At 40.4% G+C, this 13,145-nt stretch carries 9 protein-coding genes and 1 riboswitch; all 9 genes read right to left on the reverse strand.

Annotated features, from left to right (window positions below; translation table 11 throughout):
• Window positions 1-8: 8 nt before the first annotated feature.
• Window positions 9-767: an ABC transporter permease gene (locus M594_RS09805; protein WP_162199275.1), complete on the reverse strand. Its 759-nt coding sequence runs from the start codon at window positions 765-767 to the stop codon at window positions 9-11.
• Window positions 730-1,020: a thiamine-binding protein gene (locus M594_RS09810; protein WP_173876695.1), complete on the reverse strand. Its 291-nt coding sequence runs from the start codon at window positions 1,018-1,020 to the stop codon at window positions 730-732. The genes M594_RS09805 and M594_RS09810 overlap by 38 nt, the downstream gene beginning before the upstream one ends.
• A 68-nt stretch (window positions 1,021-1,088) precedes the next feature.
• Window positions 1,089-1,191: riboswitch (TPP riboswitch) on the reverse strand.
• A 101-nt stretch (window positions 1,192-1,292) separates the two neighbouring features.
• On the reverse strand, window positions 1,293-3,926 hold the full coding sequence (polA, locus tag M594_RS09815; protein WP_173876696.1) for a DNA polymerase I: 2,634 nt from the start codon (window positions 3,924-3,926) through the stop codon (window positions 1,293-1,295).
• Between the two features lie 119 nt (window positions 3,927-4,045).
• Window positions 4,046-7,198 (reverse strand): SIALI-17 repeat-containing surface protein, encoded by a 3,153-nt coding sequence (locus M594_RS09820; protein ID WP_173876697.1) that lies wholly within the window; start codon window positions 7,196-7,198, stop codon window positions 4,046-4,048.
• Window positions 7,199-7,503: 305 nt separating this feature from the next.
• Window positions 7,504-8,859 carry a choline binding-anchored murein hydrolase CbpD gene (gene cbpD / locus M594_RS09825; RefSeq protein ID WP_173876698.1) on the reverse strand — a complete coding sequence of 452 codons (1,356 nt, stop codon included), beginning with the start codon at window positions 8,857-8,859 and terminating at the stop codon, window positions 7,504-7,506.
• Window positions 8,860-8,946: 87 nt separating this feature from the next.
• Window positions 8,947-9,213, reverse strand: a complete 267-nt coding sequence (locus tag M594_RS09830) for a Veg family protein (RefSeq protein WP_001278168.1) — start codon at window positions 9,211-9,213, stop codon at window positions 8,947-8,949.
• 1 nt (window position 9,214) lies between these two features.
• Window positions 9,215-10,567: a replicative DNA helicase gene (gene dnaB, locus M594_RS09835; protein ID WP_173876699.1), complete on the reverse strand. Its 1,353-nt coding sequence runs from the start codon at window positions 10,565-10,567 to the stop codon at window positions 9,215-9,217.
• 43 nt (window positions 10,568-10,610) lie between these two features.
• Window positions 10,611-11,063: a 50S ribosomal protein L9 gene (gene rplI / locus M594_RS09840; protein ID WP_000864214.1), complete on the reverse strand. Its 453-nt coding sequence runs from the start codon at window positions 11,061-11,063 to the stop codon at window positions 10,611-10,613.
• On the reverse strand, window positions 11,060-13,033 hold the full coding sequence (locus M594_RS09845) for a DHH family phosphoesterase (RefSeq protein ID WP_173876700.1): 1,974 nt from the start codon (window positions 13,031-13,033) through the stop codon (window positions 11,060-11,062). Before M594_RS09845 ends, rplI begins: the two co-directional genes overlap by 4 nt.
• Window positions 13,034-13,145: the final 112 nt, after the last annotated feature.

Below are 13,145 nucleotides of genomic sequence, written 5' to 3' on the forward strand. Positions count from 1 at the left end.
TTCTAATTCTACGAACGTTTCCATTTAATAACATATTTCTCGCTGACATCGACCAATTTCATACCAAGAAGGCTGATAATCGATACCAGAATAATAATAGCGAACATGGTATCATACTGAAACAATTTCTTGGACTGAATCATGTAGACACCTAGTCCTTCAAAGCCTCCCAACCACTCAGATACTACTGTTGTGATAAAAGCGTAGGAGACACTGACCCTCAGACCTGCATAAAAGTAAGGCAAACTGACTGGGATTTTAAAATGCCAAAGAATTTGCCAAGGTTTGGCTCGCATCAGACTAAACAAGGTCAGCATATCCTTGTCACAGTGCCTAAAACCGTCCAAGATGCTGACGATGATAGGAAAGGTTGTCGTCAAGATAATCAAGACAATCTTGGGCAAAATCCCATAACCGAGCCACAAGACCAAGATAGGAGCTATGGCAATAGTCGGAATGGTCTGAACGACCACCATCATAGGGTAAATCAGGTCATTGAGCCAAGTCAAACTATCCATGAGCACAGCCATGAGACAGGCAATCAAGACTCCCAAAATTAGACCTAGCAAAGCCACTCTCAAGGTCGCCCAGCTATGGTGCCAGAGAAATTCTCTATCACGCACAAAAGACTGGAGGATTTCAAGAGGTGTCGGCAGGATAAACTTGGGGAGAAGTTTAAGAAAACCTGCTAACTGCCAGATTGACAAGACTCCTAGAAAGCCCAATAGACTAATGTGTCGTCTCAGTATACTTTTCAAGTTTCTCATCAATACTTAAAATCTCTCCTACATTTATTTTGACATTAGAAAAGACATTATCTGCCTCCTGCCCTGCCACTTCCAGCGCTTCTTTTAGAATGCGCATGAGTTCATCAAACTCCCCTTCCAAGACCGTTTCAAATGGTGTCACCACCATAGTCACCTCTTGAGCTTGCAGATAAGCAATGACTTGATCGATAACAGCAATCCGATCAATCCCCTGTGATAGGGGTAAAATTTGCAAGGCGATGCTTGCTTTCATAAGAACCTCCTCTTCTCGTTTTCCTTTGATAAAAAGAAAAACCTTTGCCATATATGGAAAAGGTCAAGATTAGACTAAGTATCGTTCCCTACGCTGGCATTACCCAGATCAGGTGCGGTCGAAGCTTAACGCTTCCTCTCAGACTGTACACAGACTCCCATATATTATATGGACATATGATAGCGCAAAACCAAAAAAATGTCAAGGAAACTGCTTACAGAAAAACATGAAAAAGAGTTTGAAAACAAGTGCTTCAAACTCTACATAACTTTTTATTTAGCCTCGTACCAGGTTGCACCTTCATTTTCATCTGCGATGAGGGGAACACTGAGTTGAATGGCTTCTTCCATGGTTTGTTTGACCAATTTTTTCATCTCTGCCAATTCAGATTTAGGAACTTCAAGGACGATTTCATCGTGCACTTGTAACAGCATCTTGGTCTGATAACCACCTGCAACCAAGGCTTTATCCAGCTGAATCATAGCAATCTTGAGAATATCTGCCGCCGATCCCTGAATAGGAGAGTTGATAGCAGTCCGCTCTGCAAAACCACGAATATTGAAGTTGCGCGAATTGATATCTGGCAACTCACGACGACGTTTAAAGAGGGTCTCCACATAGCCCTTATCACGCGCCTCACGCACCACTTCATCCATGTAGTTTTTAATACCTGGGAATCGTTCAAAGTAGGTATCAATATAGGCTTTGGCCTCCTTACGGCTAATGCCCAAATTATTAGACAAGCCAAAGTCTGAAATCCCGTAAACCACTCCAAAGTTGACAGCCTTGGCATTGCGACGGTCGTTTGCAGTCACATCCTCAGGACGCTCAATGCCAAAGACCCGCATGGCTGTCGAAGTATGGATGTCCGCTCCCTCTTGGAAGGCCTTAATCAAGTGCTCGTCTTTAGAGATATGTGCCAAAACACGCAATTCAATCTGTGAATAGTCCGAGCTGAGAAGGACACTATCCTCCCACTCAGGCACAAAAGCCTTACGAATGAGACGGCCCTGCTCCAAACGCACAGGAATATTTTGCAAGTTTGGATCCACACTAGACAGACGTCCAGTCTGGGTCAAATCCTGCACATAGCGAGTATGAATCTTGCCATCAGCCAAAATCCAGTCCTGCAATCCAATTACATAAGTCGATTGAATCTTAGCAATTTGACGGTAATCCAGGATTTTCTTAACAATCGGAGCAATAGGAGCCAGGCGCTCCAAGACATCCACCGCTGTCGAATAACCTGTCTTAGTTTTCTTAGTGTATTCTAGAGGAAGTCCCAATTTTTCAAAGAGAAGCACGCCCAACTGCTTAGGCGAGTTGATATTAAACTCCTCACCAGCCAGTTCGTAAATCTCCTGAGTCAGTTTTTCAATGACAAGCTCATTTTCAGCCTGCATCTCAAGTAAGGTCTCTTTCTTGACCGTAATCCCAGCAATTTCCATCTTGGCAAGGACAAAAGCTAGAGGTTGTTCCATATCATAAAGAAGCTCTAATTGCCCATTTTCACTGAGTTTTTCAAGCAAAATAGGCGCAGTCTCAAACAAAACAGCAAGCTTACGAGCCAAGTGCTCCAAGAATTTCTCACGTTCAGGAATGGCCTTCTTGACACCCTTACCGTAGAAAGTTTCATCATCAACCAAGTAAGTCTGACCGTAAAGACTCGCGATGGTCGCAATTTCATTGTCCTCCACAGTCGAAAGGAGGTATTTAGCCAAGCGACTGTCAAAAGCAGGCGCCTGCAAATCCACACCAAAACGATGCAAGAGAACTTTGGCTTTCTTGAAGTCATAAACTCTCAGAGGTGTTTTTTCTAAAAAATTCTTGAAAATCGGGTCTTGCAAAAGCTCAAGCTTGTCTGTAGCATAGAGCTTATCGCCACAAGACCAGGCAAATCCAACCAAATCATCCGTATGGTAATTCTCTCCAAAAAGCTCAAAATGGAAGATAGACTCTTCACTCAGCATATCTTGAGTGACTTGGTCAACAATAGTAAAATCCAAACTCTCAGCCACATCAGCTGACGACACATTTAAAGCCTGCTTGAACTGTTTGAATCCCATCTCATCGTAGAATTTCCCAAGATTTTCAACATCTGGACCACTATAGACCAAATCCTCTAAACCAATCTCAATCGGTGCCTTGGTATCAATGGTCGCCAGTGTTTTAGACAAAAAGGCCTGTTCCTTATCATTGATGAGATTTTCCTTCATCTTAGAAGCCTTCATCCCATCGATGTTTTCATAAATCCCCTCAAGCGAACCATGCTCCAGCAAGAGCTTGATACCTGTCTTTTCACCGATTTTGGTCACCCCAGGGATATTATCCGACTTATCACCCATGAGCGCCTTGAGATCGATAAACTGAGTCGGTGTAATGCCCATCTTTTCCATAAGATATTCTGGCGTAAAGGCCTCAAACTCAGCCACACCTTTCTTGGAAATCTCAACCACCGTATGCTCATCCGTCAGTTGAATCAAATCCTTGTCCCCACTGACAATGGTAATATCAAAACCATCCTGCTCTGCTAGCTTATCCAGCGTCCCAATAATGTCATCCGCCTCATACTGAGCCAACTCATAGTGACGAATCCCCATATGATCCAGCAACTCACGAATGAAGGGAAATTGCTCACGAAACTCATCAGGAGTCTTAGCACGACCACCCTTATAGTCCGCATACATCTCTGTACGGAAGGTCGTCTTTCCCGCATCAAAAGCCACCAAAATATGACTAGGTTCAACCCGCTCCAACAAATGGCTCAACATCAACTGAAAGCCATAAATCGCATTGGTATGCAAGCCAGCCGCATTCTTAAAACGGTCCAACTGCTGATAGAGCGCAAAAAACGCTCGAAAAGCAACAGAAGACCCATCAATCAATAATAATTTTTTCTTATCCATACACCCATTATAAAGGAAAGCACCAAAAAATACCATTGGGAAGAGTTCCCTGATAGAAACTAAGATAATATTAAAAAGAGAAGGAAGGTATTCCCTCTCTTTCAAGCTACGAAAATAAATTAGTTCTTACGTTTCACAAATGGAAGGGCACCGAGGAACAATCCAAGGAATCCTAATGATGCAACTGCAACATTATCTTTACCACCAGTATTTGGAAGTTCTTTTTTATCTTCTGCTTTTGCTGCTGGTGCTTGATAAGTATTATCCTTGTTAGTACCTGCTGTTGTAAGAGTATATTCTGGAACTTCAGTAATCGCTGGGGCGCCTACTTCTGCATACGCTGGAACTTCGTTAATTGCTGGGGCGCCTGTCTCTGCATACGCTGGGACTTCAGTAATTGCTGGGGCGCCTGTCTCTGCATACGCTGGGACTTCAGTAATTGCTGGGGCGCCTGTCTCTGCATACGCTGGGACTTCAGTAATTGCTGGTCCGCCTGTTTCTGCATACGCTGGAACTCCGCTAATCGCTGGGGCACCTGTCTCTGCATACGCTGGAACATTATTCACTGTAGCGTCTTCACCATTTGTAGATAAAGGCCCTGTATATTCTGGAACTTCGTTAACAGCTGCTAAGACAAAATTAGCACCACCTTTATATTCTGGAACTTCATTAACAGCTGCTTCTAAACTATTAACTCCACTGTTGAATTCTGAAGCTACCTCAGCTACAGGAGGCAATAATGCTTCTCCATTTTCATTCACAGGTGTATTGGTTGCAAGAGTTCCAGTGAATTCTTGAGCTACCGCAGCTACAGGAGGCAATAATGCTTCTCCATTTTCATTCACAGGTGTATTGGTTGCAAGAGTTCCAGTGAATTCAGGGGCTACCTCAGCTACAGGAGCATCAGCCGCATTAACTCCTCCACTATATTCAGGAGCATCAGCTACAGTAGGAGGTGTTGCATCATTTACCCCACCATTGAAATCAGAGCCATTATCCCCAGCAGGAGAGTCACTAGGATTCACACCACCGTTGAATTCAGGAGCGTTAGGAGCACTTGGAACTTGGTCAGGTTGTTTAGCATCATCAGAAGGTGCATCACTAGGACTTACACCACCACTAAAGTCTTTCGATTCTTCACCCTTAGGAACCTCTTTTAAGTTTTCGATGTAACCTAAAGTTGCGTTGTAATTCTCAGTTAGTTTGGCAATTGCATCGTCATCCTCTTGAACTGCTTCGTTCACTTCGTCGAAATTGGCCTTAGCTTCATCAGCTGCTGCTTTAGCAGAAGCAACTGAAACTTCTAGTTTAGTTACAGCATCTTGCAATCCATCTTGGATAGTTTGATCCGCATTGTATTTCTTAGCAGTTTCAAGAGCAGTTTTAGCTTTTTCTAAAGTTTCTTTTTGTTTCTCTAATGTAGCATTTTTCTCTTCTACTACCTTAGCTTTTTCAGCAGCGTCAGCCTTATCTTCCTCAGCTTCTTTAGTTAATTTTTCAATTTTTTCAGCTAAATCATCAGCAATGTCTGTAAGTTTTTTGACAATTGGTTTAGAAGCTTCTTTTTTAGCTGCTTCTTCAATTTTTTTAGTTTCGTCAGCAGTTAATTCTTTAGTTTTATAAGCTTCAGGAGCTTTATCTTTTGTGTTGGCATCGTTGAGGAATTCATCTATAGCTTGAGTAGCTGTAAGAACTCCATCTTCAATCGCTTTTAATAAAGCTTCTTTACCGATTTCAGCTTTTGCTTCTTCGATAGCTTTCGCTTTATCTTCTGGCTTGATGCTAGCATCCTTGTTGACTTTATCTTCAGCTTTTTTTTCAAGTTGCTCTAAAGCACCTTTCAAAGCTTCTAAGTTAGCTGCTTCTTCTTTTTTAGCGTCTTCTTCTTTTTTAACTTCTTCTTCAACTTTAGATTTTGCTTTAGCTGCTTCTTCTTTAGCCTTAGCTAATTCAGCTTCTGCATCAGCTTTAGCTTTGTCTGCTTCTGCTTTTGCAGTCTCAGCAGCAGTTACATCAACAGCTTCTTTTTTAGCTTTAGCTGTAGCTTCTTCTACTTTTTTAGCTTCTTCAGCAGCTTTCTTCTCTAATTCAGCAACTTTAGCATCAGCCTCTGCTTTAGCTTTAGCAGCTTTTTCAGCTTCGGTTGGTTCAGCTTCTTCCTCTGGAGTTTCTTCAGCTGGTTTAGCTGGTTCTGCAGCTTCTTTTGCTTCTGCTTTTTTTACTTCTTCAAGAAGATTATCACGTTTTTCAGTTAAATCTTGAATTTCAGCTGTAGCATCTTGAACTTTTTCATCAGCTTCGTCAAATTCAGATTTGGCAGTATCGCGTTCTTTTTCAATCGCATTTACAGCTTTTTCTAACGGTGCTGTGATATCTTCAGCAAAGCCATTATCTTTAGCAGATTTAAGAGCTTCTTTTGCTTCTTTTAAAGTATCTTCCTGTTTTTTGAGTGTTTCAGCTTTCTTTTCAGCATCGGCTTTTAATTTCTCAGCATCATCCGTTAAGTTTTCAATTGTTTCAGTTAAATCATCAGCTTTATCTTGCAATTTTTCTGATTCAGGACGAGCAGCATCCGCTGCTTCACCTTCTTCAATTCCCGCTTGCACCTCTTCAGGAAGCTTGTCCTTAGATACAGGAGTTTCTGTTTTAATTGTTGGATTAGTATCTTGTGCTTTTTCAGCATCATCTGCTAACTCAGCAAGAATATCAGAAGCATTTAATTCACCAGACTCAACAGCCTTTAATAATTCTTCTTTTGCTTTTTTGTCAAGCAATTCGTTATCAGGAATTTGTTTCAAAGCTTCAGTTAAAGCTTCTTTAGCTTCGGCTTCTTCTTTTGCCGCAGCTTCTTCTTTTGCGGCTTCTTCTTTTGCTTTAGAGTCAGCTTTAGCAGCTTCTTCTTTTGCTTTAGCTAATTCATCGTCAGCTGTTTTCTTAGCTTCTTCAGCTTTAGTTTTTGCAGCATCAGCCTCAGCAGATTCTTTTTTCTCTGTTTCAAGTTTAGTAGCTGCATCAGTTGCTGTAGTAGTTGTTCTATCTACTTTAGATTGAGCTTCATCAACTTTAGCGTTAGCTTCTTTTTCAGCTTCCTTGGCTTTTTCAACCTCAGTTTTTGGTGTTTCAGCCGCAGGTGTAGGCTTAGTTTCTCCAGTAGGTTGAGCAGCTGTAGGTTTGTCATCAGCTTTCACAACTGACGGTTGAGATGCAACAAATGTAGCACCTAAAACAGCCACACTAGCCAAACTGGTTAAAATCATTTTCTTTTTGTTCATCTTGTGTACCTCTTTTTGAGAATCATATTTATGTACATTATAAACCTTTTTTTGAGTGAAATCAAGAGATATGTTATATTGTATATACTTTATTATTAATATGTTGTATTTCAAGGCTATAAAAAACTTCAAGAAAGTAACGCATGTTTTACTAGCTTTCTTTTTTCTTTCTTTTCATCACTTTCATTTTCTATAGTAAATTATAGTTTCGAATCCAATTCAGATATCTTAACTCTTCATAAAAACTCTAGTTTAAACAAAAAAAACAGGAGATTTCTCTCCTGTTCAGATTCAATTACTTAAAATTAAACCCATTCACCGTTATGATTTACAGTATAACCGTCCACTATAGTATTAACAGCTAGCTCACCTGAAGAGTAAGAATAATACCACTTACCAGAGACTTGATACCAGCCCGTTTTCATTGCCCCTGAGTCATCTAGATAATACCAAAATCCTTTCTCCTGTAACCAGCCTGTCTGCATTTCGCCTGACGATTTCAAATAATACCAGTTAGAACCATCTTTTAGCCATCCCGTTGATTTAGAACCATTGGATTTAAAATGATACCAACTACCATTCACTTTCTTCCAATTTATAGCCAAACTACTATCCGTATTGTTGTTAGAGATATTTCCTGGTTGGTGAACATCCGAGTGCGAAACTTCTTCCAACTGAACATAGCGACGACTTCCGTTATAAGCAGTATAACTCAACCATTTGTATCCATCTTTTTCGAGAATCTGATCATAATGAACGTTCTCTCCAGAGTAATAATAATCAATTGTAGTTGAGCTAGCTAGGGGCTGAGTCTTGATAGCAGATTTAGCCTTAAAAAAATGTGTTCCTCCTGTGGAAGAGATACGAGAATCATTTAGAACGTGAGAATCAAGAGGATTTGTATTCACAGCCTCCAATTGTACATAACGACGGCTTCCATTATAAGCCGTATAACTCAACCACTTGTATCCGTCTTTTTCAAGAACTTGATCATAATGAACATTATCTCCAGCATAATAGTAATCAATCGTAGTAGCGCTAACTAGAGGCTGATTTTTGATAGCAGCCTTAGCCTTGAAAGAATGTGTTCCTCCTGTGGAAACTGAAGTTTGACTATTCCCTGCACTGCCTCCAGCTAAATCTTTAAAATGAATAAAGCCAGTCATGGTATTGGCTTTCACGACACGCTTATTGTAAGATTCCCTTATTCCATAGTTGTATTCTTCAATCTCAATCTCATCTCCTATTACATTTGACACCCAAGCAACATGACCATAAGTTCCTGCAGTAGACCAAGCAATAGAGCCAATAGCTGGTGTATTGTCTACACGATATCCTTCACGACGAGCACGATAGCCCCATTCATTCGCATTTCCATAAGCTGCCGGAATCTCAAAACCATTGACATTACTCAAACGAAAGGCTGCAAAGGAAGTACACTGACGAGAATACATCCGCCACTTATCAATCTCCTGGCTCCCATTTTTATAATAAGCAGGATAATCATCCCCACGTGCAATTGATCTATTTCCTCCGGAATAGGCATATACACTATCACCCGCTGCTAGCATCAATCCTACTACTAAAAAAGGAACAACCTTTTTAACTGATTTTCTAAAAGAAAACCTTGTCTCTGTTACTTTGAATGGTAAAACTTTCATTCTTCCTCCTTGAAAATAATATAAGTCGAAGATTGCCTTCACTTAAACTATTCGGAGAAAAAAGAAAAAGTGAGAAAATTTCTCACTTTAGTCAAGATAATGAATCAAATTCTTTTCTGTAAGGATATCTGAATAAGTAAAGGATTCAACGAAAACATTAGCTTGTTTATCTCCTTCAACATTTCCAAATTCAACGATAAATAGGGATGGATAAACCTCAATTAACTTACCCAATCTATTTTTTTGGCGTTTACGACCATTCTCCAAAGTCATTTCTACGACTTGTCCCTCATGTGCCTTGATTTCTTCTTTGATTTTTTTCATCTTGGCTACATCTGTAAATGCATCTGACATCTTATGCCTCCCTTTTTGAGATACTTGAAAATTTATTGTATTCTTTTTGGAAAATTAATTCCACCGTTCCACGAGCTCCACTACGGTTTTTCTCGATAATAACTTCTACCTTATTATTTGGTATACCTTCCTCTTCTTCACCACCACGCTCATAGTAATCTTCGCGATAAAGAAAGGCTACGATATCAGCGTCCTGCTCAATAGACCCAGATTCACGAATATCAGACAAGACTGGTCTCTTATCCTGACGCTGTTCCACTCCACGAGATAACTGACTCAGAGCAATGACTGGAACTTTTAATTCCTTGGCTAGGATTTTCAACTGACGAGAAATTTCAGAAACTTCTTGTTGGCGGTTCTCACGACCAGTCCCTGTGATAAGCTGTAGGTAGTCGATCAAAATCAAGCCTAGATTGCCTGTTTCTTGAGCCAGTTTACGTGAGCGAGAGCGAATTTCCGTGATCCGAATCCCTGGCGTATCATCGATATAGATACTGGCGTTAGCTAGATTACCCTGAGCAATGGTATACTTTTGCCACTCTTCATCAGTCAGTTGACCCGTACGGATAGAATGCGACTCCACCAACCCTTCTGCCGCAAGCATACGATCCACTAGACTTTCCGCACCCATTTCGAGCGAAAAGATAGCAACCGTTTTGTCCAACTTAGTCCCAATATTCTGAGCAATATTCAAGGCAAAAGCTGTCTTACCAACCGCCGGACGAGCTGCTAGAATAATCAACTCCTCCTCATGAAGTCCAGTCGTCATATGATCCAAATCACGATAGCCTGTCGCAATACCAGTAATATCGGTCGTTTGTTGCGAGCGAGCTTCCAAATTTCCAAAGTTGACGTTCAACACATCTCGAATATTCTTAAATCCACTTCGATTTGCATTTTCACTGACATCAATCAGCCCTTTTTCTGCCTGAGCAATGATTTCATCAGCTGGTTGCGAAGCCTCGTAAGCTTGATTGACAGACTCTGTCAACTTGGAGATTAATCGACGTAGCATGGCCTTCTCTGCAACAATCTTAGCATAATACTCCGCATTAGCAGAAGTTGGCACAGAATTGACAATCTCAACCAGGTAAGACAAGCCACCAATATTCTGTAAATCCCCTTGATTATCAAGAATAGTACGAACCGTTGTTGCATCTATAGCATCGCCACGATCTGATAAGTCAACCATGGCTTGGAAAATCAAACGATGGGCATACTTAAAAAAGTCCCGAGACTCAATGTATTCTCGCACAAAAACAAGCTTACTCTCGTCAATAAAGATAGCCCCTAAAACAGATTGCTCAGCCAAGATATCTTGAGGTTGTACTCGTAACTCTTCTACTTCTGCCATCAGACTTCCCTTCCTTTTACAATCTTGTCAAGAAAGTGTAAATTTACCCTTCTTTCACACGAAGATTGATCACACTTGTGATATCTTGATAGATTTTCACTGGTACATCAATCAAACCAACTGCTCGAATCGGAGCTTGTACTTGAATATGACGTTTATCAATCTTAATTCCAAATTGCTTTTGCAATTCTTCTGCAATTTTCTTATTGGTAATGGAACCAAAGGTACGACCATCTGGACCAACTTTTTCAACAAATTCTACAACAGTTTCTTCTGCTTCAAGTTGGGCTTTAATTGCTTTCGCTTCTGCAATCATCTCAGCATGAGCTTTTTCTTCAGATTTTTGTTTACCACGAAGCTCACCTACCGCTTGAGCAGTTGCTTCTTTGGCTAGATTCTTTTTGATAAGAAAGTTTTGCGCATACCCTGTTGGTACTTCCTTAATTTCGCCTTTTTTTCCTTTTCCTTTAACATCTGCTAAAAAGATTACTTTCATTCTTCTTTCTCCTTTTCCTTTATTTCATTTAATACAATTTCTGTCAGTTTTTCACCTGCTTCTGACAAGGTTAAATCTTTAATTTGAGCTGCTGCCAAATTGAAATGGCCTCCACCGCCTAACTCTTCCATAATCCGTTGTACATTCAGCTTACTACGACTCCGAGCTGAGATGGATATAAAGCCTTGTGTATTTTTCGCAAGAACAAAACTCGCTTCAATACCTGACATAGCTAATAGGGCATCTGCTGCCTTACTAATAACAACTGTATCATAGCATTTCGAGTCCGTAGCCTCTGCTATCAATACATCTGAACCTAATTTACGCCCCTGTAAAATCAGTTCATTGACCTCACGATATTCTTCAAAATCTGTCGCAGCGATTTCTTGGATAGCAATACTATCACTTCCTCTCGTTCTGAGATAGCTAGCAACATCAAATGTCCGACTAGTCACTCGTGAGGTGAAATTTTTAGTATCCAACATCATACCAGCCATCAAAACACTGGCCTGCATACGACTCAAACGATTTTTCTTAGAATTCTGGAACTGAATCAATTCCGTTACCAACTCACTGGCACTACTTGCACCACTTTCGATATAAGTAATAACCGCATTATCTGGAAAATCCTGATCCCTTCTGTGGTGGTCGATGACGATGGTTTGAGTAAACAAATCATAAAATTCTTTTGATAAAGTTAAAGCTGTCTTTGAATGGTCAACAAGAATCAACAAAGAACGATTGGTCACCATCCCCATTGCGTCCTTAACAGACAACAACTTTGTAACTCCTTCTTTTTCTAAGAATGAAACAGCTCGTTCAATATCCGGCGACATTTGTTCTTCGTCATAAATAGCATAGCTATTTTGAGTCACATTGCTGGCAAACAACTGCATACCTACAGCAGAACCCAAAGCATCCATATCTAGATTTTTGTGACCAACTACAAAAACCTGATCCACACTACGAATCTTATCTGAAATAGCCGTCATCATAGCACGCGTACGAGTCCGTGTACGTTTGATTGAGGCAGCAGATCCACCACCAAAATAAACTGGATTTTTCGTTTCATCGTTTTCCTTGACAACCACTTGGTCGCCACCACGTACTTCAGCCAAGTTCAAGTTGAGCAAAGCAACTTTCCCTATCTCATCATGATTTCCATCACCATAAGAAAATCCCATACTTAAGGTCAAAGGCAACTGTCTCTGTTTCGACTCTTCTCTGAAAGCATCGATAACAGAAAATTTATCATTCATCAATCCCTCAAGCACCGTGTAGTCCGTAAATAAATAAAAACGGTCCATACTCACTCGACGAGAGAACATGGCATGCTTCCCAGCAAATTCTGAAACAAAATTTGCTACAAAACTATTGATATGACTGATATCAGACTCCGATGTTTCATCTTCTAAGTCATCGTAGTTGTCAACAGAAACGACACCAATCACAGGCCGACTCGTTACTAACTCGACAGTCGCTTCGTATTCTCCAGACACATCAAAAAAGTAAAGAACTCCAGATGCCTTGTCCATATGAACCGAATAGCGGGTCTCACCCAAGGTGGCATAAGAACCTGGATTCCCCACAGAAGCCTTGATAATAGTCTGAATTAAGGCTATATCAACCTCTCCCTCTTCATTAGTCAAAATCAATTCAGCGTAAGGATTGAACCATTCAACTTCACCTGACGATAAGTCTAGTTTAATAACTCCGACAGGCATCTGTTCTAACAAGGTTGTCAAACTATCTTCAGCTTGGTGGTTTACATACTGGATTTGTTCTACTTCACTCTTTGAGTAGTAGTCTCTCTGATGGATGAATAGTAAAATATATGAACCCAAAATAAGTAGCAAAAGAAATAGCGTTACCAGTGTATTCGTTACAAAAACAAGTTGCACAGATAGCACTCCGAACGCCACTATTCCTAATATTAAGGGGAAAATAGGACTTACATAAAATTTTTTCATTCCAAACCTCTTGGCACCCATTATACCATAATAACCACCAAAAAGCGACTTTTTAAAAGTATAATCAGTAATTCTATCAATTATAAGAAAAAGGAGGTTTACAATTCAGTAA

The sequence above is a fragment of the Streptococcus mitis genome (assembly GCF_013305725.1).
Classification (GTDB): Bacteria; Bacillota; Bacilli; order Lactobacillales; family Streptococcaceae; genus Streptococcus; species Streptococcus mitis_BO.